This window comes from Geobacter sp. FeAm09, from assembly GCF_008330225.1.
Taxonomy (GTDB): Bacteria; Desulfobacterota; Desulfuromonadia; order Geobacterales; family Pseudopelobacteraceae; genus Oryzomonas.
In genome coordinates this window covers 649,077-670,152 of record NZ_CP042466.1, presented here as the reverse complement: position 1 = coordinate 670,152, position 21,076 = coordinate 649,077, and the positions used below count along the sequence as shown (strand labels likewise).

General features: G+C 60.7%; 22 protein-coding genes. 7 read left to right on the top strand and 15 right to left on the bottom strand.

Translation table 11 applies throughout. The features are described 5' to 3' along the window. The first annotated feature begins 171 nt into the window (after positions 1-171). Both FO488_RS03140 and FO488_RS03135 read left to right on the top strand, forming a co-directional pair. Positions 172-1,812 (top strand): methyl-accepting chemotaxis protein, encoded by a 1,641-nt coding sequence (locus tag FO488_RS03140; RefSeq protein WP_149209207.1) that lies wholly within the window; start codon positions 172-174, stop codon positions 1,810-1,812. A 255-nt stretch (positions 1,813-2,067) separates the two neighbouring features. Then, positions 2,068-2,277, top strand: a complete 210-nt coding sequence (locus FO488_RS03135) for a hypothetical protein (RefSeq protein ID WP_149209205.1) — start codon at positions 2,068-2,070, stop codon at positions 2,275-2,277. Positions 2,278-2,395: 118 nt separating this feature from the next. Here the strand turns inward: FO488_RS03135 and FO488_RS03130 are convergent, their stop codons facing one another. The 3 genes from FO488_RS03130 to FO488_RS03120 all read right to left on the bottom strand — a co-directional run bounded on the left by FO488_RS03130 (position 2,396) and on the right by FO488_RS03120 (position 4,169). Next, positions 2,396-2,581: a hypothetical protein gene (locus FO488_RS03130; RefSeq protein ID WP_149209203.1), complete on the bottom strand. Its 186-nt coding sequence runs from the start codon at positions 2,579-2,581 to the stop codon at positions 2,396-2,398. 4 nt (positions 2,582-2,585) lie between these two features. Next, entirely contained in the window at positions 2,586-2,768 is a 183-nt protein-coding gene (locus FO488_RS03125; RefSeq protein WP_149209201.1) for a helix-turn-helix domain-containing protein, read from the bottom strand. A 177-nt stretch (positions 2,769-2,945) separates the two neighbouring features. Next, positions 2,946-4,169 carry an MFS transporter gene (locus FO488_RS03120; protein WP_149209200.1) on the bottom strand — a complete coding sequence of 408 codons (1,224 nt, stop codon included), beginning with the start codon at positions 4,167-4,169 and terminating at the stop codon, positions 2,946-2,948. Between the two features lie 151 nt (positions 4,170-4,320). Here FO488_RS03120 and FO488_RS03115 point away from each other — a divergent pair, with 151 nt between their 5' ends. The 4 genes from FO488_RS03115 (at position 4,321) to hisB (ending at position 7,820) form a co-directional block, all read left to right on the top strand. Continuing rightward, positions 4,321-5,229: a LysR substrate-binding domain-containing protein gene (locus FO488_RS03115; RefSeq protein ID WP_149209198.1), complete on the top strand. Its 909-nt coding sequence runs from the start codon at positions 4,321-4,323 to the stop codon at positions 5,227-5,229. 70 nt (positions 5,230-5,299) lie between these two features. Then, complete coding sequence (locus FO488_RS03110) at positions 5,300-5,563, top strand: hypothetical protein (RefSeq protein WP_149209197.1); 264 nt, start codon at positions 5,300-5,302, stop codon at positions 5,561-5,563. A 415-nt stretch (positions 5,564-5,978) separates the two neighbouring features. Then, complete coding sequence (hisC, locus tag FO488_RS03105) at positions 5,979-7,031, top strand: histidinol-phosphate transaminase (protein ID WP_149209195.1); 1,053 nt, start codon at positions 5,979-5,981, stop codon at positions 7,029-7,031. 201 nt (positions 7,032-7,232) lie between these two features. Beyond that, on the top strand, positions 7,233-7,820 hold the full coding sequence (hisB, locus tag FO488_RS03100) for an imidazoleglycerol-phosphate dehydratase HisB (RefSeq protein ID WP_149209194.1): 588 nt from the start codon (positions 7,233-7,235) through the stop codon (positions 7,818-7,820). Between the two features lie 84 nt (positions 7,821-7,904). Here the strand turns inward: hisB and ybgF are convergent, their stop codons facing one another. Beyond that, positions 7,905-8,738: a tol-pal system protein YbgF gene (gene ybgF, locus FO488_RS03095; RefSeq protein WP_149209193.1), complete on the bottom strand. Its 834-nt coding sequence runs from the start codon at positions 8,736-8,738 to the stop codon at positions 7,905-7,907. Positions 8,739-8,979: 241 nt separating this feature from the next. Between ybgF and FO488_RS03090 the strand changes: the two genes are divergently transcribed. After that, positions 8,980-11,037 (top strand): sodium-translocating pyrophosphatase, encoded by a 2,058-nt coding sequence (locus tag FO488_RS03090; protein WP_149209192.1) that lies wholly within the window; start codon positions 8,980-8,982, stop codon positions 11,035-11,037. A 100-nt stretch (positions 11,038-11,137) separates the two neighbouring features. Here the strand turns inward: FO488_RS03090 and FO488_RS03085 are convergent, their stop codons facing one another. The 11 genes from FO488_RS03085 to FO488_RS03035 form a co-directional block, all read right to left on the bottom strand. Then, entirely contained in the window at positions 11,138-11,452 is a 315-nt protein-coding gene (locus FO488_RS03085; protein ID WP_240732156.1) for a cytochrome C, read from the bottom strand. Positions 11,453-11,542: 90 nt separating this feature from the next. Next, entirely contained in the window at positions 11,543-12,040 is a 498-nt protein-coding gene (locus FO488_RS03080; RefSeq protein WP_149209190.1) for a ferritin family protein, read from the bottom strand. Positions 12,041-12,128: 88 nt separating this feature from the next. Beyond that, positions 12,129-12,899, bottom strand: a complete 771-nt coding sequence (locus FO488_RS03075) for a ThiF family adenylyltransferase (protein ID WP_149209189.1) — start codon at positions 12,897-12,899, stop codon at positions 12,129-12,131. A 37-nt stretch (positions 12,900-12,936) separates the two neighbouring features. Further along, positions 12,937-13,932, bottom strand: a complete 996-nt coding sequence (waaC, locus tag FO488_RS03070; RefSeq protein WP_149209188.1) for a lipopolysaccharide heptosyltransferase I — start codon at positions 13,930-13,932, stop codon at positions 12,937-12,939. Then, positions 13,929-14,540, bottom strand: coding sequence for a DUF4254 domain-containing protein (locus FO488_RS03065; RefSeq protein ID WP_168205847.1), 612 nt, complete (start codon positions 14,538-14,540; stop codon positions 13,929-13,931). The genes waaC (FO488_RS03070) and FO488_RS03065 overlap by 4 nt, the downstream gene beginning before the upstream one ends. Beyond that, on the bottom strand, positions 14,534-15,607 hold the full coding sequence (gene waaC, locus FO488_RS03060) for a lipopolysaccharide heptosyltransferase I (RefSeq protein WP_149209186.1): 1,074 nt from the start codon (positions 15,605-15,607) through the stop codon (positions 14,534-14,536). The genes FO488_RS03065 and waaC (FO488_RS03060) overlap by 7 nt, the downstream gene beginning before the upstream one ends. Further along, a complete protein-coding gene (gene wecB / locus FO488_RS03055; RefSeq protein WP_205743338.1) occupies positions 15,604-16,749 on the bottom strand; it encodes a non-hydrolyzing UDP-N-acetylglucosamine 2-epimerase in 1,146 nt (381 codons plus the stop codon). The genes waaC (FO488_RS03060) and wecB overlap by 4 nt, the downstream gene beginning before the upstream one ends. A gap of 17 nt (positions 16,750-16,766) precedes the next feature. Next, positions 16,767-17,924 (bottom strand): glycosyltransferase, encoded by a 1,158-nt coding sequence (locus FO488_RS03050; protein WP_149209185.1) that lies wholly within the window; start codon positions 17,922-17,924, stop codon positions 16,767-16,769. Then, the gene (locus tag FO488_RS03045; RefSeq protein WP_149209184.1) at positions 17,921-19,027 is read right to left on the bottom strand and encodes a glycosyltransferase family 1 protein; all 1,107 of its coding nucleotides are present in this window, start codon (positions 19,025-19,027) and stop codon (positions 17,921-17,923) included. The genes FO488_RS03050 and FO488_RS03045 overlap by 4 nt, the downstream gene beginning before the upstream one ends. Positions 19,028-19,067: 40 nt before the next feature. After that, positions 19,068-20,060 (bottom strand): glycosyltransferase family 2 protein, encoded by a 993-nt coding sequence (locus FO488_RS03040; RefSeq protein WP_168205846.1) that lies wholly within the window; start codon positions 20,058-20,060, stop codon positions 19,068-19,070. 1 nt (position 20,061) lies between these two features. Then, positions 20,062-21,060 (bottom strand): glycosyltransferase, encoded by a 999-nt coding sequence (locus FO488_RS03035; RefSeq protein WP_240732154.1) that lies wholly within the window; start codon positions 21,058-21,060, stop codon positions 20,062-20,064. Positions 21,061-21,076 lie beyond the last annotated feature (16 nt).

Below are 21,076 nucleotides of genomic sequence, written 5' to 3'. Positions count from 1 at the left end.
ATTATATTTGCGATTGCGCCTTTTCAATATTATATGTATACAAAAAATACGCTTGACTATTGTATTATCGGGGAATAAATTAATTTTTTTAAATAATTGCAACATGTTGACACGGTCGATCCGTTACCGTTCCCCGGCAGTTCATGTTGCCCAAATTCTGAAAGCGAAAGGATGATGCGTTCGATGAAATCTTGGTCTGATTTGCGGATAGGAACGAAATTGTTTACCGGCTTTATGTTTCTGGCCATTATTGCGGCCATTGTGAATGGCATAAGCTCGCTACGGCTGGCTGAAATCAAGAGAATGCAACAGGAGTTGGCCACACAGGACATCAAACCCATGAAGGACATGGTGAATCTTGTCGATGCCTTCGAGAAGATGCGGGTGGCTGCCCGTGACATCGAACTGGCGCAGACGCCCGAAGCCTTGGCAAAGGCCAACGCCGAAGGGAAAGAGAGCTTCAGGATAGCCAACGAATCACTGACGGCCATTGCCGCCAGCTCCGAGAAGTCCAAAGCCCCGGCTGAAGCGATGAGAGACCTGATTACCAAGGTGGACGCCATTTACGGCCGGATGGCCACCCTGCGGGCAGCCGGCAAGGCTGACGAGGCAGAGGCCCTTCTCCGCGCCCCCAGTTCCGCCCAGTTAGTCAAGGAGTGTTCTGAACGGCTTCAAGCGTCCACAGCCGCAAAAATCACCCATGGCAATAAGAACACCGAGGCCGCCATCGCCATCACGAATTCATCCCTGATCCTGTCCATCGTCTGCGCGGTGATCATGCTGGTGATCGCCGCCGTCTTCGGCAGCTTGATCACCCGCTCCATAACCGGGCCGGTCCAGACCCTGGCGAAACAGGCGGAAAAGATCGCCGCCGGCGACCTGACGGTGAAGATCCAGCAGGAATCCCGGGACGAGATCGGCGTGCTGGCCGCCTCCTTCGCCACCATGGCCGAGAGCCTGCGCGACACCCTCCAGAAGGTCAACGACACCTCGGTCCAGGTGGCGACCGCGTCGAACCAGCTCCAGTCCACAGCGGAACAGATCGCCACCGGGGCGGAGGAGGTTGCGGGCCAGGCCCAGACCGTGGCGACCGCCAGCGAGGAATTGTCGGCCACATCCGGCGACATCGCCCAGAACTGCCACGCCGCGGCCGACGGGTCCCACCAGGCGACCGACGCCGCCCAGACCGGTGCCGCGGTGGTGGCGCAGACGGTGAACGTCATGACCCGCATCGCCGAGCGGGTCACCGCGACGGCCCAGAGCGTGGAAGGGCTCGGCGCCCGGTCGGACCAGATCGGCGCCATCGTGGGGACCATCGAGGACATCGCCGACCAGACCAACCTGCTGGCCCTGAATGCGGCCATCGAGGCAGCCCGGGCCGGGGAGCAGGGGCGCGGTTTCGCGGTTGTCGCCGATGAGGTGCGGGCCCTGGCCGAACGCACCACCACGGCGACCAAGGAGATCGGCACCATGATCAAGGCGATCCAGACGGAGACCAAGGGGGCGGTGGCCGTGATGCAGGAGGGGGTCCGGGAAGTCCGGCAGGGTACAGAAGAGGCGGCCAAATCGGGCCAGTCCATCCAGGAGATCCTGGACCAGATCAACTCGGTCACCATGCAGGTGAGCCAGATCGCCACGGCGGCGGAAGAGCAGTCGGCCACCACCTCGGAGATCACCAGCAACATCCACCAGATCTCCGAAGTGGTTCAACAGACGGCCCAGAGTTCCCAGGAGTCGGCCGACGCCGCCGGGCAGCTGGCCCGGCTGTCGGACGACCTCCGTTCCCTGGTCAACCAGTTCAGGCTGGCATAAGCGGAGAGACAAGGCAGCGGCCGGAAGTTTAAGGCTGCGGCAAAACGAACCATCAGAGGCACCCGGAGGCGATCCGGGTGCCTTTTTGTTTGATACCCGGGGGGCTGAAGGATTGCACCAACAATTTGATTTAAAGAACGCAGCCCGATTTCCTTATTTGCCCCGTATTTCCTCACTTCCTGCCCCAATTCCTCGCTATAATTACCTGAATGAGCAAACGCAAACCATCCACTCGAAGGAAATGAGGATCGACCGATGAACACATATACTTGGGTAAAAACGGCACTTATGCTGGCAACGATCTCGATGCTGTCCGGCTGTCTCGGCTGGCCGTATGAAGGTGGCGGCGGGGGCGGGCGCGGGGGCAACGGGAGCATAAGCGGCGGCAGGGGCGGCGGATTGTTCCATGATGAGCAGCGCGGTGGGGGCGGCGACCGCGGCGGCGATGACGGCGGCCGTCGTTGACAGGAGAAATGTCATGGGGATCAGATCGGCAGTTTCCAAGTTATCGGCATGCCTTGGCGTGCCGGCCTGGTCACTGTTTCCCAGGAATCGCGCCAAAGCATGTCGTATGGCAGGATAGCTACTTTTTCCAATAGGCAAGAACCGGCCTGATGGCCAGCAGGGCCGCAACCACAAGAATCACCCCCACATACGGCAGGACAGCCGCATGGAAATACGCCCCCGCCGCAATGCCGAACAGGAACGCGCACCACTTCAGCAGCCACACGTCCCACCAGTTCCATATCTTCGTTATGAGCAGTTTCATGGCATTACACCGATGGCATAAGATTCAATTCCATCTCGATGTCATCGCCATTCAGCAGGATCACCGTGCCCTTGCCCCCCTCAGTGCGCAGCACCCCGCTCTCAACCCATTTTTGCAGTTGTTTGTGGGAAACCCCGTACTTGTCAGCCGCCTCATCGATCGTGTACCAGCTTTTCGTCAATGACATGGCTCGCTCCTTTGACCTGGGATGACCTGTATCATTATACCATGTCCTGACGGTTCGGCATCAGCCCCGAAATTCCGGGGCCGTTGGAATGGCCGGAGGGGGCGCGTCCGCATTCCCCGCATATGCAGGATGCAGACGCGCCCCGTTCCGCCTTGCAGGCCTCCTCCTGCCAGATATCTAGCGGCTGGCAGCCGCAGGCCCCAGGCGCGTCGCCAGCGCCCCGATTGCCGTCGCCGTAGCCAGGGCCGTTACCGCCATCCAGCCCCATTGCGCCTGCAACAGGCTGCCCAATGCCGAACCGGTGGCCATGCCGGTGAACATGCCCACGAACATGATCGCATTGAGCCGGCTGCGTGCGCCGGGGTCGATGCCGTAAATAATGGTCTGATGGGCGATCAATGTGGCCTGCACGCCCAGGTCGAAGCCGACGGCACTGGCTGCGAAGAGCCACAACCGGGCAGGGGGCGAAAGCAGCGGCGAAAAGAACATGGCCGCGAACGACAGGGCAACGAGACCCGCTCCCAGGCGCGTGACCTGCTCCGGCCCGCGCCGGTCGGCCAGGTGCCCCGCCAGGGGCGCGGCCATGGCGCCCGCTGCCCCGGCCAGGCCAAAGCTGCCGGCTGCGGCACTGCCCAGATGGAACGGTGCGGCATGCAGCATCACAGCCAGAGTGGACCAGAAGGCGCTGAAACCGACCGACAGCAGCCCTTGGGCCAGGGCCGCTCGGCGCAAGGCGCCGTGACGCCGCCACAGGTGGCCGAGCGACTTCAGCAACTCGCCGTAGGAGTCGTGCATGGCCGGCCGGAAGCTCGGCAGGCTGCGCCAGGACTCGAATCCGACCAGGACGATGCTGGCGGCCGCGCCGTAAAAGACGGCGCGCCAGCCGAAGTGTTCCGCCATGTAGCCGCTCACCACGCGGGACAGCACGATGCCCAGCAGCAGCCCGGTCATCACCGTGCCCACCACCTTGCCCCGTTGCGCTGCCGGTGCCAGGTGGGCGGCGGAGGGCACGATGTCCTGAGCCAGCGTGGCGGCGAGGCCGATCACCAGACTGGCCGCCAGCAGGAGCCCGATGGACGGCGCGGCGGCGGCAACGAACAGCGCCAGGACCAGCGCCGCCGCCTTGGCAAGGATAATGCGCCGCCGGTCGTATCGGTCACCCAGGGGGGCGAGGAGCAGGATGCCCACGGCATACCCCAATTGGGTCAAGGTCGGCACCCAGCCCACCGCGCGGTCCGAAGCGCCGATGTCCGCCCCCAGCACGCCAAGCATCGGTTGGCTGTAATAGAGCGAAGCGACGGAAAAGCCGGCACCCGCCGCCAGAAAGAGCACCAGAGCCGCAGGCAGCTTGCCGGCTGTTGCGGCGCCATCAATGGTTTGTACTGTCTCAAGGGAAGTCATACGATAATCTCCTTCGTTTGTGGGGTTGTTCGTTCGAACGTCCGAGCACGCGAGGTGCTCGCCGTCCCTACCTCACATCCTAAAGAAGCCTTATATATTTGTGAAATATATAATTATTGTAACAATTATATATTTTTGCTATAAATAGATCATGGAACTACGACATCTCCGTTATTTCGTGGCCGTGGCGTCGGAGTTGAACTTCTCCAAGGCGGCCGAGAAACTTCTGGTGGCCCAACCGGCACTGAGCACGCAGATCTCGGATCTGGAACGGGACATGGGCACGCCGCTGTTGTTCCGCAATACCCGTACCGTCCAGTTGACGGCAGCCGGGAAGGTCTTTCTGGAGGACGCACGATCGATTCTGGCGTCGGTGGAAGCGGCAAAAGACAAGGCGAGGCGCACGTCACGGGGCGAGGTGGGCGAACTGTCCATCGGCTTTTTTGCGGCGCCGACCATGCACATTCTCCCGGAACTGATTCGTTGTTATCGGGCGCTGTATCCAGACGTCACGATACGGATGCATGAGTTGACGCCGGACCGGCAGTTGGCCGCCTTTGCCCGGGAGGAGATCGATGTCGGCTTCACCCGTCCGCTGCCGCCGGGTCATCCCGACCTGGCAGCCCAGGTGCTGTTTCGGGAGAACCTGCTTGCGGTGATGGCCGAAACCCATCCGCTGGCATCCCGCCAGCGAGTGGAACTTTCCGAGCTTGCCCAGGAGCCGTTCGTGCTTCTGGATCGAATGGTGGCGGTCGGCATGTACGACCACATCATTTCCGCCTGTCGAACGGCAGGTTTTTCACCGTCGGTCGCTCACAGCCCCGACCTGATGGCAACGGTCCTGACGATGGTGGCCGCCGGATTGGGGGTCGGCATCGTTCCCGAAGGGGCCAGGAATCTGCGCAGCAGGCAGGTGGCGTATGTGCCGATTTCACCCGCTCTCGATCCCATGCCCCTCGTCATGTGCTGGCGTGCCCGGTCGGATTCCCCACCCCGCGACGCTTTTTTGCAACTCGTCCGGGAACGGGTTGCGGCAATCCAGGAAGAGCTTGAACGATGAAGGAAACGCGCCTCGTCATGGTTGTGAGGCTCTGGCGAAATCAATCGAATAGGGGGGGAGGCGCGACATCATGAAAGCGGAGATCTATTCCATAACCTACCGGATCCCCCTGACGGATGCCCAACAGGCACGGCTCGACCGCACGTGGCCCGACGGCGACCCGTTCATATCCTATGAACAGATCGCATCCCTGCTGGAACCGTTGCCGGTGGAAGATCTGGACTGGTCCAACCACACGGGCCAGTATTTCTACTTTACCGTGCGCGGGGACGACCGGGAAGGCACGGTAGCCCAGGTCATCGAGCGACTCGAACGAAAGCTGGGGGAGAAGTGATGGCGTAGGGAAAAAGTTTTCGGGAGGATTACATCAATCTGCCAGGTTGCGACGTCAGGAACTCTGCGCGGTTGATATGGACGCAGTAACGGTTCCCGTTGGACCCCGCCGCAAAAATACAGTTTTCCCCTTGGCCCTGTTCCGCGATGCAGTGGAAGACAATGCTTCTGGGGTCTCGCCATGTCCGGCACAATTCAGGGGCGGGATTTTCGTTGTAAGCAACCATAATTAATCGTAACTAATCGGTTCATATTGTCAACGCATCAATTGTGCAAACAATGTGCATCACATCAAGAAGCCATGGGGAGCAGCGTTCTTTTGAATCTCGTTGCGTCGTTGCGTGAGCAAGGTTTCATCCCCTCCTCCACGTTTCAGGCTTGAACGGAAGCCGCAAGCGTGATATTTCTCAGATATTATGAATCTACTCCGACCCAACATACGCGACATGAAGGGGTACGTCCCCGGCTTCCAGCCGGACGACGTGGCCTCGTGGATCAAGCTGAACACCAACGAAAACCCCTATCCGCCGTCGCCCCGAGTCGTGGAGGCCATCTACGAGGAGGTGGGCGTGGACGGCGCCCTGCTGCGCACCTACCCCAGCGCCTCCAGCTCCAGGCTGCGCGAGGCGGCCGGAGAACTGTACGGCTTCGATCCCTCCTGGATCATCATGGCCAACGGCTCCGACGAGGTGCTCAACAACCTGATCCGCGCCTGCGCCGGCGAGGGAGAGGAGATCGCCTTCGTCCACCCCTCCTACTCCTATTACGCCACCCTGGGGGAGATCCAGGGAGCCAGGGTGCGCACCTTCGGCCTGACCGACGACTTCCGCATCGCCGACTTCCCCGAGCGCTACGAGGGCAAACTGTTCTTCCTCACCTCCCCCAATGCGCCGCTCGGCTTCGCGTTTCCCCGGGAGTACGTGGAGGAACTGGCCCGGCGGTGCAGCGGCCTTTTGGTGATCGACGAGGCCTATGCCGACTTTGCCGACGGCAACGCCCTGGAACTGGTAAAGAAATACGACAACGTGGTGGTGACCCGCACCTTTTCCAAGAGCTACGCCCTGGCCGGTATGCGCCTTGGTCTGGCCATCGCCCGCCCCGAGATCATTGCCGCCCTGGACAAGATCCGCGACCACTACAACCTGGACCGCCTGGCCCAGGCAGCCTGCGTGGCGGCGCTGCAGGACCAGCCCTATTTCCGGAGCTGCTGCGCCCGCATCCGCGAGACCCGGGAGTGGTTCACCCAAGGGCTGACCGGCATCGGCTACGGCGTGATCCCGTCCCAGGGCAATTTCGTCTTCGCCACCCCGCCCGACCGGAACGGCAAGCGGGTCTACGAGGCCCTGTACAGCCGCAAGATCCTGGTGCGCCTGTTGTCCGACCCGCTGTTGGCCCACGGTCTGCGCATCTCCATCGGAACCCGCGAGGAGATGGAGCTGACCCTGGCGGCCCTGAAGGAGATCGGATAGGCAGCCAAAATAGGGATAAACAGGATGAACGCGGTCAATCCGCCTTTAGAAGACTATTAAAAACTGAGGTTGTTCAAAAATAGTCGGATCGTCGCACCCGGAGAAGGCCCTGAAGAGGCGTGAGCTTTGCTACGCCACACGAAAGGGCTTTCGAGGATGAAGGCCTGATGGCTGTTTTTCAACAACTTCTTGGGAGGTCATATGTCACGATGCGCTGCGATAGAACGGATCACCCAGGAAACGAAGATCAAGCTGTCACTGGATGTGGATGGCAGCGGCCAGGGCACGATCTGCACCTCGGTCCCGTTTTTCGATCACATGCTGAACCTGTTTGCCCGGCACGGCCTCTTCGACCTCAAGATCGAGGCCTGCGGCGATATCGACATCGACTACCACCACACGGTGGAGGATATCGGCATCGTGCTGGGCGAGGCGTTCAAACAGGCCCTGGGGGACAAGAAGGGCATCCGGCGCTACGGCCAGGCCACGGTCCCCATGGACGAAACCCTGGCGGCGGTGGCGGTGGACATCTCCGGCCGTCCCTATCTGGTGTACAACGTGCGGCTCCCCAAGGTGAAGATCGGCGAATTCGACGTGGAACTGGCCCGGGAATTTTTCCAGGCCTTTGCCAACCACTGCGGCCTGAACCTGCACATCAACGTGATGTACGGCGACAACGTGCACCATATCCTGGAGGCCTGTTTCAAGGCGGTGGCCCGGGCCATGGACACGGCGACCCAGCTCGACCCCCGGGTACAGGGGGTCATGTCCACCAAAGGGGTCCTGTAGCACACCCCCACCATCCAACGAAGAAAGGGCGACCCCCACCACGGGCCGCCCTTTCTGTTTTTCCCTGTTTCCCAGTCCTTTTCTCTACTTGATCTCCTTCAACAGCTCCTTGGCCTTCTTCGCCTCGTCGCTCTTGGGGTATCCCTCCACCAGCTTCTTCAGCACGTACCGGGCGCTCTTGGTGTCCTTGATGGCCCTGAAGGACATGGCCTGCTTGAGCATGGCGGCCGGGACCTTGTCCTTGGTCGGATACTGTTTGATCACCTCCTGATACGCCAGGATGGCCGGTTCGTACCCCTTTTCGCTGTAGAAGGTCTCGCCGATCCAGTACTGGGCGTTGGCGGCCAGGTCGTGCTGGGGATACTTGTCCAGGAACTTGGTAAAAACATCCCGTGCGCCGGGCATATCCCCAGCCTTGAAGAGTTCCAGTCCCTTCGTGTAGGCCGATTCGGGGGTGACGACCTCCTCCTTCTTCGGCTGGGAGGCGAGGTCGCCCAGCTTCTTGCCCAGTTCGTCCATGGCCGCTTGCAGCTTCATGACGCGATCTTCCAGGGTGAGCATGCGTTTGTCCGCGTCCTCCCGGTAGCGTGCCAGGTCGTCCGTCGGTTTTTTGGTGGCGATGGCCAGGTCGTCCGCCTTGCCGTTCAGTGCCTGGATCTCGGCCTTGAGGCTGTCCATGGAGGCCTGGATATCGGCGGAGAGCTTGCGCACCGCCGTCACGTCGGATTTGTACTCCTTCTCGATGGAGCCGATCCCCTGCTTGGATTCGTCCCTCACCCCCCCCAGATCCTTCTCCACGGAAAACAGCCTGGTTTTGACGGCATCCACATCGCTGCGGACCACGTCGAGCGAACTCTGGGTGGCGCAACCGCTCAAGCCGGTCACGGCGGCCAAGAGGAGAAAATATGCGTATTTCATCAGGGAATGCTCCTTTGATGGTTGTTATGGTGTCCCCACGCTACGGATTTCTTATATATCATGCCGCCCACGCTATGACAAGTGGGAGCGGGGCCGGGCCTCAAGAGCGGAAACCTGCGGCAGGACGCGGGAAATAACGCTTGACAATCAACCGCTATTCCATTAACAATTTTTCGTTTCTGCATGTGAAAAAGAATCGCCTGATTATCGGCTATTTATATCAACAGGAGGAATTGAGAGAATGGAACAGTATGCAGTGTACTTCGCCCTGGTCTGCGCCGCGGCGGCTGTCGCCTACGGCCTGATTTCGGCACAGTGGATCCTGGGGCTGCCGCAGGGTAATGACCGGATGCGCCAGATCGCTGCCGCGATCCAGGAGGGCGCCGGCGCCTACATGAAACGCCAGTACACGATCATCGCCGTGGTGGGCGTGATCATGTTCGTCGCATTGTTCGCCACTCTGGGAGTCAAGACCGCCATCGGCTTCGCCATCGGCGCCCTCTTCTCCGGTCTCACCGGTTTCATCGGCATGTTCGTTTCGGTCCGCGCCAACGTGCGCACTACCGAGGCCGCCAAAAGCGGCATCGTCAAGGCCCTCAACGTGGCCTTCAAGGGCGGCGCCATCACCGGCATGCTGGTGGTCGGCCTCGGCCTTTTGGGCGTGGCCGGTTACTACCTGGCTCTGCAGAAACTGATGCCGGGCGCACCGGTGAAGGAAGTTGTCAGCCAACTGGTCGGCCTCGGCTTCGGCGGCTCCCTGATCTCCATCTTCGCCCGTCTCGGCGGCGGCATCTTCACCAAGGGCGCCGACGTGGGCGCCGACCTGGTGGGCAAGGTCGAGGCCGGCATCCCCGAGGACGACCCCCGCAACCCGGCCGTCATCGCCGACAACGTGGGCGACAACGTGGGTGACTGCGCCGGCATGGCCGCCGACCTGTTCGAAACCTACGCCGTGACCCTGATCGCCGCCATGCTGCTGGGCGCCATCGCCTTCAACAGCAACCAGGGCGCGGTCAGCTACCCGCTGATCCTGGGCGGCATCTCCATCATCGCCTCGGTTGTCGGCACCTTCTTCGTCAAGCTGGGCGCCAGCCAGAAGATCATGCCGGCCCTCTACAAAGGGCTGATCGTCTCCGGGGTCCTGGCCTGCATCGCCTTCTACTTCGTCACGGCCCAGATGTTCCCCCAGGGACTCACCAATGACGCCGGGGTGACCTTCAGCACCATCAACATTTTCATCTCCGCCATCGTCGGCCTCGTCGTGACCGGCGGCATCTTCTGGATCACCGAATACTACACTTCCACCGAATACGGCCCGGTCCGCCACATCGCCCAGGCCTCCACCACCGGCCACGGCACCAACGTCATCGCCGGCCTCGGCATCTCCATGAAGGCCACCGCCGCTCCGGTGATCGTCATCGCCGCCGGCATCATCGTCTCCTTCCAGTGCGCCGGGGTCTACGGCATCGCCATTGCGGCCGTGTCCATGCTCTCCCTGACCGGCATCGTCGTGGCCATGGATGCTTACGGGCCGATCACCGACAACGCCGGCGGCATCGCCGAGATGTCCGAACTGGACGACTCGGTCCGCGCCGTGACCGACCCCCTGGACGCGGTGGGCAACACCACCAAGGCCGTCACCAAGGGCTATGCCATCGGTTCCGCCGGTCTGGCCGCCGTTATCCTCTTCACCTCCTATGTGGACGAGCTGAAGTTTGCCGGCAAGGCCATCACCTTCGACCTGTCCGACCCCTACATCATCGTCGGCCTCTTCATCGGCGGCATGCTCCCCTACTACTTCGCCGCCCAGTGCATGGAAGCGGTCGGCAAGGCCGGCGGCGCCGTTGTTGTTGAGGTCCGCCGCCAGTTCCGCGAGATCAAGGGGATCATGGAAGGCACCGGCAAGCCGGACTACGCCTCCTGCGTCGATATCGTCACCAAGACCGCCCTGAAGGAAATGGTCATCCCCGGCCTGATCCCGATCCTTGCCCCGGTCATCGTCGGCTTCACCCTCGGTCCCAAGGCCCTGGGCGGCGTGATCGTCGGCACCATCGTCACCGGCATCTTCGTGGCCATCTCCATGACCACCGGCGGCGGCGCCTGGGATAATGCCAAGAAATACATCGAAGACGGCCACCACGGCGGCAAGGGGGGCGACGCCCACAAGGCCGCCGTCACCGGCGACACCGTCGGCGACCCCTACAAGGACACCGCCGGCCCGGCCGTCAACCCGATGATCAAGATCATCAACATCGTCTCGCTGCTGATCGTGCCGCTCCTGGCCAAGTTCCTCGGGTAGTCGGCCAGATTGTCGAGCAGGAAAACGGAAGCGGCAGGGGAAACGATCCCCTGCCGCTTTTTTCATGCCCGTCACCGACAGAATGCCTGCCGAAGCTCCCCTATTTCTTCAAGGGGTTCTGTTGTTTCCAGTAGATGCCCAGGACCTCGCGCTCGCCGGCGTTCAGTTTGGCTCCCCGCCTCTCCATCTCCTGCTGGATCTTTGCCATGTCCTTGCCTGATGACAGTGCGGCGTCGATCCGTTTGTCGCTGTGGCAGACCGTGCATTTCTTTTCAATGACGGCATGGGCCTTCTTGAAGTCGCCGCCGACCACATTGCCCAGATTTTTCCCTGTCGCGGGGCCGTCCTGGGCGGCCCACAGGGGCGCGGCGGCAACGACCGCAATCGTAAGCACAAGCGCCTGGTTGATGTTCATTGCTGTTCCTTTCCATGGGGAAGATGAAAGGGCCTGACGCCATCCACGGCCGTCAGACCCCTGATGTATGGCATGATGAAGCGGGTACGCCTACTCCCTGACGTAGATGTCCTGGTCGCTCTCATGCACCATGGCCATGATGTGGGCGTACTCGGACTCGATCAGGTCGTAGTGTCCCTGGGTTTCCTTGACCACCCGCTCGAAGACGCTCCTGACCCCGGGGTCCACCACGTCCCTGGCGAACTGGGAATACTGGCCGATGCACTCCTTCTCCTCGGCCAGGGCCAATTCCAGGGCCTTCTGCTCGACCATCTCTTCGTTGATGGCCTTCTCCAGCTTCATGTAGGTGGGGTTCTTCGTGTCCACCGGCGAATTGATGTAGCTGGTCAGGTCGCCGAATTCCCCTCCCTTGTAGTGGTCGAAGAAGGCCTTGAGATGGCCGACCTCCTCGTTGGCCAACAGGTCGAACACCTTCCTGGCCCGCTCGTTCTTTGCCACCGAGGCGGCCTTGCGGTAGAAATCCATGCTATCCTTTTCAGCCTTGATCGCCAGCTTCAAAGCATCCTGTAGCGAAAACTCTCTCCCCATAGTCCCCCCCGTGGCCATATTTTTGTATACAGTATAGCGGGGAAATTGAAACGGTCAACTGCAAAAAAGAAAAGGCGCGGGGGCGGAGTCAGCGGTCCAGTTTCAGCAGTTCGTTGACGACGGTGCCGGCCATGGTCAGGCCGAAGATGGAGGGGATGAAGGAGATGCTGCCCAGGATCACCCGGCGGTTTTCGCAGCGGAAAACCTGATCGCCCCGGTTGGGGCAGATGCATTCCGTGCCGCAGTGGGCGGCCTGGGGATTGAGCTCGCGGTGTTCTTCGGTGGAGTAGACGACCTGCACCCCTTCGTGGATGCCGGCCTGACGGAGTATCTTGCGCATGCTGCGGGCCATGCGGCAGTTGCGGGTGGCGGAGATGTCGGCCACCTGGATCTTGGTGGGATCGAGCTTGTTGGCCGCCCCCATGCTGGAGATGACCGGAATCCCTTCGGCGCGGCAGATGGTGATCAGGGCGGTCTTGGCGGTGAAATGGTCGATGGCGTCCAGGACGTAGTCCGGGCGCGGCGACAGCAGTTGCGCGGCATTCTCCGCGGAAAAGAAGGCCTTGACCGGGACGACCTCGGCTGCCGGGTTGATGTCCCTAAGGCGTCCGGCCATGACCTCGACCTTGGACATGCCGACCGTGCTGGAGAGGGCGTGGATCTGGCGGTTGACGTTGGTCAGGCAGATGTCGTCGAAGTCCACCAGGGTGATGGCGCCGACCCCGGCCCGCCCCAGGGCCTCGGCCGCATAGCTCCCTACCCCGCCGATGCCGCAGATCATGACCCGCTTCCGAGAAAGCGTCTGGAGCCCCTGGTGGCCGAGCAGGAGCTCGGTGCGGGAAAAACGATGGAGTGTCATGCAGGCACCACCCTTCTGCCGAAACGTTTGCTCCGCATCATGCCAGGAGCTCCCGCGCCTGCCCGACGATGACATCCTCGGAGATGTCGCAGACCGAGCGGTCGGTGGCGTCATGTTTGCGAAGGTTGACCCGTGTGGGGGTCTTGATGACCCTGTTCCTGTCGGTGGGGCAGATGCAGACCGGCGTAGCCCCGAACAGGGTAATGGAGGGGACCCCGCTGGCCCAGGCGATATGGGTCGGCCCCGAATCCCCGCCGATGACGAGATCGCAACGCCCGACCGCGGCCTTGAGCTGGTTCAGGTTCAAACGGGGCAGAACCCGGACATGGGGCGCATGTTCGGCAATCAGGGATGCGGTCTGAAACTCCTGCTGGTTGCCGTGGCAGATCATGATGTTCCCCTGCAGCAGGTTCGCGACCCGGACAAACTTTTCCGGCGGATAGTTTTTGTAGCTTGCGCTGGTTTCAGGCACCAGCAGGATATTGTGCCGGCCCGTGGCGAAATAATCGTCCGTGGCCGTGGCGTCCCCCTCCCCCCAGAACAGATACGGTTTTGGCGGGCACAACTCCTCCATCCCGAAGTCCAGGCCGAGGCTTTGGGCGGCCAGGGAGGCATAGCGGCATGCGGCGGGCAACTCCAGCGGCACGGCAACCGAGCGGTGGTAGAACAGGCCGGCCAGCGGCTCCTTGAGCATCTGCCGGGCAAAACCGTGGCGGACGCCCCCCAGTGAAGCGGCCACCCCGGCGGACTTCAACATGCCGTGCAGGTCGATGACCGCATCGAAACCGCCGCATGATGCGAGGCGACGGTATTCGGCAACCAGAGCCGACAGGGATTTTTTTCTTTTCAGCCCCTTCAGATCGACCCGGATAATCTGCTGGATATCCGGGTTGTGGTTCAGGATATCGGCAAAACGGCTGTCGGCAACCCAGGTGATGTGGCATTCGGGCAGGCGGCGGCGCACGACCTGCAACGCCGCCATGGCGAGGATGATATCCCCCAGCGAGGTGAGTCTGACGAAAGCGATCTTCATCCCTGGCTGCGCGTCCGGTACAACTCCGGGTTCAGGGTCGGGTCGTTGTACATCTTGAACTGCTTGTAGAGCTTCATGCGCTTGTGGCCTGTCACGTAATCGGCCAGCAACTGTTCGAGGGCCACGTACAGGTCGTAGCGCTGGAGCTTCAGCACGGAGAGACGGTGGAGCGAGCGCTGCCGGTGGTCATCGTCGATATCGGCACGGCGGCTGTCTTCGTCCATGTGGTAGATCTTGAGCGACATGATGGAGATACGGTCCACGATGCTGCCGGGGGTCTCGGAGTTGATCCGGTCCGCGGCCTCTTTGGGGGCGACGGCCGTCACCTCCGCCAGGATCGCCTCGTCCAGTTTTTCGATCAGGTCGTTACGCTGCTGGTTGAGCTTGTCGATGGCGCGCTTGACGACGGCAATGGCGCTGTCGTCCACATCGGTGCGACGCGCCTTGTCCTCCTCGTGCCACAGCAGGTAGTTGCGGTAGGCCAGTTCCAGGGCGATGGGGCTGATGGCGATATCCAGCGCATCATAGGTGGCGGGATCAGTGTGCCAATAGCTCAGATAGCGGTCAAAGGCGTCTTCGAGCCCGGTGAGGTTCAACGTGGTCAACATGGTACATCCTTTCTTCCATTCGGGTACGGTCCCATCAGATCTGTTACTGCGGCAAAGAGGGCGTCCACGGAGATGCTGTGGCGGCACTCCCCATCCCGCTCGCAGGAGGTCCGGTAGCAGGCGGCGCATTCCATGGCGGCCTGAACGGTGCGGTGCCGCTCTCCCCGGGGGGCGTAGGTGGCGGCGCTGGTGGCCCGGTAATAGGAAACCGTGGGCGTGCCGACGGCGGCAGCCAGGTATACCGGCCCGGTGTCGCCGCCGATAACCAGGTCCACCCTCTTGAGCAGCGGGATGAGTTCCCTGATACGCAGCCAGGGGAGGAGCCGCACCGCCGGGCCGACCTCGCCGGCGATCCGCTCCCCGAGGGCCTTCTCGTCGGGGCTCCCCCAGTTTATCAGTATGGTCGCCCCAGGATACCGGGCCACGATCCGGCGCGCCAGTTCCACCCACCCCTCGGGATACCACAGCTTGGTGCTCCAGGTGGTACCGACCTGAAAGACGGCGACCAGGCCGTCCGGCAGCTCCGAGCGGTAGCGTTCCGCGGCCGCTTCGTCCTCGGGGGCCGAGAAGATGGCGCCTGTCGGTTCCATACCCTGATAATCGCGGTCAAAGGGGGCACTGACCACCCGCAGATAGCGGTCGGTGACGTTGCGGTCGTTCTCCCGGAACGGGATGCGGCGGGTGGTGAAAAGAGCATTTGCCTTTTCCTGCAATACATCCCTGGTGAAGCCGACCCGTTCGCGCGCGCCGGTGAGCCAGGCGATCAGCCCGCTCTTCAGATTGCCCTGGATGTCGAAGACCATGTCGTAGGAGCACTCCCGCAGTCCCCGCCGCAGGGCCTTCAGGTCACTGCGGGTCTCGGCGGAAAAGGGGGCCTTGCGCCATTTCTTGGTCCTGACCGGGAAGATGCGCCTCAGGCCGGGGTTATGCTCCAGCACCGGCAGAAACTGTTCTTCGGCCACCCAGTCGATCTCGATGCCGGGCGACACCCGGTGCAGATAATCGATGACCGCCAGGGCGTGAATGATATCCCCCAGGGAGGATGTCTTTATGATCAGGACGTTCACCGCGTTCCGCCCATGGCGTGGAGTATCTCCGCGATCCGGGCTGCTGCCGCGCCATCGCCGTACGGGTTATGGGCACGGCTCATCATGCGGTAATCATGGTCATTGTTAAGGAGACGCGCCGCCTCCGCCACGATCCGCTGCCGGTCGGTGCCGACCAGCACGACCGTCCCGGCGGCCACCGCCTCGGGGCGTTCGGTGGTGTCCCGCATGACCAGCACCGGCTTGCCCAGGGAGGGGGCCTCCTCCTGTACGCCGCCGGAATCGGTGATGATGAGATGGGACCGGTTCATGAGGTAGACGAAGGGGAGATAGTCCACCGGTTCGATGAGGTGGACGTTGCCCAGCGCCCCGGAGCCCAGCAGGCGTCTGACCGGCTCCTGGACATGGGGGTTCAGGTGCACCGGATAGAGGATCTGGACATCATCGAAGGTGGTGGCGATATCCGCCAGCGCCCGGCAGATATTCTCGAACCCGCCGCCAAAGTTTTCCCGGCGATGGCCGGTCACCAGGATCAGGCGCTTGGCCGGGTCGAGGAAGTCAAAACGTTCGGCAAAAGTCCCCTGGAGCTCACGATCGGTGTCGATACGCGCCGCAACGGCGAGCAGGGCATCCACGACCGTGTTGCCGGTGACGTGGATCGCCTCATCCGCCACCCCTTCCCGCAACAGATTCTGCCGGGAGGCCTCGGTCGGTGCGAAATGCACATCGGCCAGGACACCGCTCACCCGGCGATTGATTTCCTCAGGGAAGGGGGCGAATTTGTTGTGGGTACGCAGGCCGGCCTCCACGTGGCCGACCGGGATGCGGCAATAATAGGCGGCCAGGGCCGCCGCCATGGTCGTGGTGGTATCCCCGTGGACCAGCACCATGTCTGGGCGTTCGCCGGCCAGGATCGGCTTCAGACCCTGCAGCACGTTGCAGGTGATGTCGAACAGGTCCTGCCCCGGCCGCATGATATCCAGGTCGTAGTCGGGGCGGATGTGGAACAGGTTCAGCACCTGGTCGAGCATCTGGCGGTGCTGGGCGGTGACGCAGACCAGGCTCTGAAACCGGTCGGGGTGGCGTCCCAGTTCCTTGACCACCGGCGCCATCTTGATCGCCTCGGGGCGGGTGCCGAATATGGATATGATCTTCTTTTTCATAGGGCCAAGTTCCATCTTCATGCCAGCTTGGCGCGCAGGGTGGCGGCAAGAGCGCCGACCTGCAGCCGTTCCCGCCCCTTCAGCAGGGCCTGCCGCTGGAGCATATACTCATCGAGGGGCGGGTTGTCAAGGATCTCCATGACAGTCCGCCTGACATCTTCATAACTGTCGCACAGATAGCCGATATTACCCATCTTTTCGAAATATGAGGTAAAAAAGGGATTCCTGAGCGCAATAAGCGGTTTGAGATACGAAAATGCGTCGAAAAGCGCCCCGCTTGCGGTAAGGGTGTAGGCATCCGCACCGTGCAGAAATACCGCATAGTCAAGCTGCCGGGCGTGGAGCGCAAATTCGTCTGCCGAAAGGGGGGCATCCGGCGACGGCACCGTTACCGCCGGCCCGAGCAGCTTGCGCAGTTTTTTGTCAACGACCGGCCCCACGCAGACAAACCGCGGCTGCCAGGAGTGCCGGGATGCCGCGACTTCATTGGCCAGTCGCAGGAAGGCATCGGAGCCCTTTGCCTTGCGGATGACCCCCAGGGAGCCGAAGGTGACGGTCCGATCCCCGAAAGGCTCGTGCTCGCACGGTGGGGCGAACCGGTACGGCAGGTCGATACTCGCCACATAGGGGCGCATCTCCGGGAAACGCGCCACCAGTTCACGTTCAATGGAATCCCCCATCAGGATGTAGGTCAACTGTGGTGAATTCTGCTTCAGAAACCATGTGCGAAAGGTATTCCGGTTTTTCCAGGGGAACAGGGAGGGACGTTTCAGTACCGACGCCAAGACCCCGTGCAGCACCGCCACGCACTTGAGCTTTGGGAACTTTGCGGCCAGCAGTTTGATGGCGCGCAGCGTTTCGTCACTGATGCAGGTGAATACCACCAATGACGCCCCCCGTTGTTCAGCCATGGCAAAAAGGGCTGCGACCATTGAGAATTCGTGTTTGAAACGCTCGGATCCCGAAGATTTTCGCGCCGGCAGGGCCAACGGTTCAAAGGCGACTCCCCCCCTGGTGCTGATGATGGGGTCTGAGGCGACATAGCCGATGTGCCCCTCGTCGGCCAGAAACAGGAGTTCCTGGCCGGGAAAGGCCTCGGCCACAACCGACAGCACCGCAGCATTGACGAGAGCGTGTTCGAAACCGTGGCAGACCGGTTCGCAGGCGATGATCATGGCATCCCCTTCCGTGTCCCATATCTCTCGATTTCACTGAGAAACGTCGCTGCGGTATTCTGCCAGGAGAATCCCGCAGCCTGATGCAGCCCCTTCTGCCGCAGAGAGCGGCGGAGCGGTTCATCATCCTGCACCGCCACCAGCGCCTCGCCGAACCCCCTGCTGTCACATGGGTCGATATATAAGGCGGCGGCTCCACAGACTTCCGGAATGGAGGTACAGGCCGTGGTGACCACCGGGCAACCGGCGGACATCGCCTCCAACGGCGGCAGGCCAAAGCCTTCGAAACGAGAGGGATACACCAGCGCCAGGGCATTGCGGAGCAGCCGGGGCAATTCGGGATCGGGGACGTACCCCAGTTCCTGAACCGCCCCGGTGTGTGTCCCTTCCGCGATCAACGACTTCAGTTCGTCGGAAAAATAATGGGCCTTTCCGGCCAGGAGCAGCCGGCAGGCGAGCTTTTGGTGACGGTACAATTCCAGGAAGACCCTGAGCAGTTCAACGATCCCCTTGCGGCGGTCGTAACCGCCGAGGTAGAGCAGGTACGGTCGCTCGGCGGTGGTTTCAGCACCCGGCGCAGCGTCGCTACAGTCAAGGGTTGGGCCAAAATAGTTGACAATCGGCTCGCTTCGCAACGCAAACTGGGCCATAAGCTGCCGTTTCGAATATTCCGAATCGGTGAAAAGAATATGGGACCGCTCGATATCCTGCTGTTTATCGTGGCGATAGCGCAATTCGTCCTGGTCGGTTTTGAAGCTGCCCGGTATTTCCAGGGGGAGCACGTCGTGTATGGTCGTGGCGATGGTGCAGCCGCGCAGGCCCTCCGGCACGCCGCCGTTCCAGGGGAAATGCACCGCCGTCGCCCCCCGGCGCGTCATCAACCGGGGAAGGACGGATGACCGCCAGTGGCCGGAGGAGAAAAACCTGCCGCAACGCTCCGTCATCACCCCTTGCGGGGTGATGCCCGCCAGTGGCTTGCGGTGCAGGCCTGTTATGGTCGTCTCCGGTCGCTGGGCAAGACATTCCCGGTAGAGCATCAGCGATGTCTTGGCAATGCCGGTGAAGGGTATCTCCAGCACTGTGGCGTCAAAAAACAGTCTCATACAATCAACTTTCAGAAATATACCATATTATTTTATGTGACTATCTAAAACTCAGCTTCTTCACAAGAGCCTTAATCTTTATGGAAATATATTTTCTATAAAAACCATTATTAAGTAGCAATAATTCCATTTTTGTCGGAAGGTCCTGCTTCGCTCTTCTTTGCCTGGCATAAATAGTATATAGCGTCCCTTTTGGAATTATATCTTCAATCTTGTTCAGAAGCTTGTAGCTGACATACGAGTCACTACCGAATGCCTTATTAACAATTTGACAATAGCCATCAATATCCAATCTTACCCGTTGATAGAAATCATCAAGGCTGTCACTCTTCAAGAAACCGTCGTTTCCTAACCTTGCCGTCACTACCGGTGTCTGACAATATCTGAAGAGGGCCCCCTGGGCTATTATTTTCATCAGAATATAAACATGGGCGTATGCAGTACCGACAAATCGATCCTTGTCAGGAATATCATCCCAGCGGTTCTTCCGGAAAACCAGTGATGAAATGAACGAAAAATAGGCCCCCAAGGATTGACTCTTCCGGATGTAGTGCAAATAGCCTTCAAAATCTTTTCGACTATCGGCGAGGAGGTCTCCCTCTGTCGCCACAAAAAATTCCCGCCGGGGAATGCTGGACGGCTTCATATCCGATAAGAGACGGTCGAAAAGAAGTATATCAGTTGTGCCGTCGCCTATGGTCTCCATTACTTTTCTGATCGAACCGTCGGAAAGAATATCGTCGCTTCCCATAAGCCAGCAATAATCGCTTGAAGCGAGCTCGACGACTTTAAGATAGTTCCTGTCGGCGCCCATATTTTCGGGCCAACGGTAGTACACAAGATGAGGGAACAGACCTCGATAGCTCTCGACCAAAACCTCCGTATTATCCTGCGAAGCGTTGTCACTGACCACAATCTGGATGGCTTCCTTAAGGTCATCAGTCAGCTGGCATGCGATACTATCGAGCGTTATGCGTAGGAACGGTTCACGATTAAACGTGGGAATACATATTGATAATTTGGCCTGCCCCATCTCAACCTCCAATGTTGTCTGCCACTTCCAGCAGGTCGCAAATCGCAGCCACCGTTGTAAACGGCGACGGTTTATGAGGAATTTCACTGCATCTGTTCGCCCATTCATCCACGAGGCATTTGATCCCGTTCTTTACCGCTTCCGGGTCAGCGGCAGCCACCACCGTATGTCCCAATGACGCCAGCATCCGCCCCAATTCAGGGTTTTCGTGCACAAGCCCCAGGATCGGCCTGCCAGCGTGCAGATACTCATACGTCTTGGACGGGATCGTTTCTGCTGAAAACTCCTCCGTGTTTTGGATGAGAAGCAGGATGTCGCAACACTTCATGGCCACGAGCGACTCGCGGCGTGGAATACGTCCCATATCCCGGATAACACGGCGCTCCGGAAAGTCATTGATCAGGTTGCGGGAGAGATAATCGCAGCTACCATACAGATCGAGGCGAATCACCTCGGCCAATGCGGGACATTCCACGAGTACTTGCCCAAGTGCTTCGAGAAACACCTTGAGGTTGCGTGATCCTCCCAGGGAGCCGAAGTGGGCAAAAGAGCAGAATTGGCCTCGCTTGTAGGTCACCGCCGGCATGGCGGCGGGGTCTGAACCCGGATAAATGGCCCATCCCCGTTTGCCGAGCCCGGTTCTTTTGTCCGCCCGTTTCCGCGCCTCGTCAGTCAGAAAGATGACGGCATCGGCCCGAGTGCAGACAAAGCGCTCCAACCAGGAAAATATCCTGAAAGCCCGCTTGCTGCGCAGCCAGTCGCCATGCACCAGGGGGTCCTGAACTTCCGCGATCCAGGGGATATTGTGCCGGCGGGCGATCACGGCGGCCGCCAGGTGGGCGCTGGCCGGACCGCCGGTAGAATAGATCAGGCGCGGGTTATGGCGACTGCACATCTGCCCCCCCTGCAGTATTGCCAGGGGAAACCACGACCATTGGCTGTCCAGATCGATGACCAGTTTCTCAAGCAGATACAGCGGCAGGATCAGCAGGTTGAGCAATCCCGCCCAACGCCTG

Coding starts and splice junctions, on each gene's coding strand:
- FO488_RS03140 (WP_149209207.1), top strand. CDS start 172: ATGATGCGTTCGATGAAATCTTGGTCTGATTTGCGGATAGGAACGAAA.
- FO488_RS03135 (WP_149209205.1), top strand. CDS start 2,068: ATGAACACATATACTTGGGTAAAAACGGCACTTATGCTGGCAACGATC.
- FO488_RS03130 (WP_149209203.1), bottom strand. CDS start 2,581: ATGAAACTGCTCATAACGAAGATATGGAACTGGTGGGACGTGTGGCTG.
- FO488_RS03125 (WP_149209201.1), bottom strand. CDS start 2,768: ATGTCATTGACGAAAAGCTGGTACACGATCGATGAGGCGGCTGACAAG.
- FO488_RS03120 (WP_149209200.1), bottom strand. CDS start 4,169: ATGACTTCCCTTGAGACAGTACAAACCATTGATGGCGCCGCAACAGCC.
- FO488_RS03115 (WP_149209198.1), top strand. CDS start 4,321: ATGGAACTACGACATCTCCGTTATTTCGTGGCCGTGGCGTCGGAGTTG.
- FO488_RS03110 (WP_149209197.1), top strand. CDS start 5,300: ATGAAAGCGGAGATCTATTCCATAACCTACCGGATCCCCCTGACGGAT.
- hisC (WP_149209195.1), top strand. CDS start 5,979: ATGAATCTACTCCGACCCAACATACGCGACATGAAGGGGTACGTCCCC.
- hisB (WP_149209194.1), top strand. CDS start 7,233: ATGTCACGATGCGCTGCGATAGAACGGATCACCCAGGAAACGAAGATC.
- ybgF (WP_149209193.1), bottom strand. CDS start 8,738: ATGAAATACGCATATTTTCTCCTCTTGGCCGCCGTGACCGGCTTGAGC.
- FO488_RS03090 (WP_149209192.1), top strand. CDS start 8,980: ATGGAACAGTATGCAGTGTACTTCGCCCTGGTCTGCGCCGCGGCGGCT.
- FO488_RS03085 (WP_240732156.1), bottom strand. CDS start 11,452: ATGAACATCAACCAGGCGCTTGTGCTTACGATTGCGGTCGTTGCCGCC.
- FO488_RS03080 (WP_149209190.1), bottom strand. CDS start 12,040: ATGGGGAGAGAGTTTTCGCTACAGGATGCTTTGAAGCTGGCGATCAAG.
- FO488_RS03075 (WP_149209189.1), bottom strand. CDS start 12,899: ATGACACTCCATCGTTTTTCCCGCACCGAGCTCCTGCTCGGCCACCAG.
- waaC (WP_149209188.1), bottom strand. CDS start 13,932: ATGAAGATCGCTTTCGTCAGACTCACCTCGCTGGGGGATATCATCCTC.
- FO488_RS03065 (WP_168205847.1), bottom strand. CDS start 14,540: ATGTTGACCACGTTGAACCTCACCGGGCTCGAAGACGCCTTTGACCGC.
- wecB (WP_205743338.1), bottom strand. CDS start 16,749: ATGAAAAAGAAGATCATATCCATATTCGGCACCCGCCCCGAGGCGATC.
- FO488_RS03050 (WP_149209185.1), bottom strand. CDS start 17,924: ATGATCATCGCCTGCGAACCGGTCTGCCACGGTTTCGAACACGCTCTC.
- FO488_RS03045 (WP_149209184.1), bottom strand. CDS start 19,027: ATGAGACTGTTTTTTGACGCCACAGTGCTGGAGATACCCTTCACCGGC.
- FO488_RS03040 (WP_168205846.1), bottom strand. CDS start 20,060: ATGGGGCAGGCCAAATTATCAATATGTATTCCCACGTTTAATCGTGAA.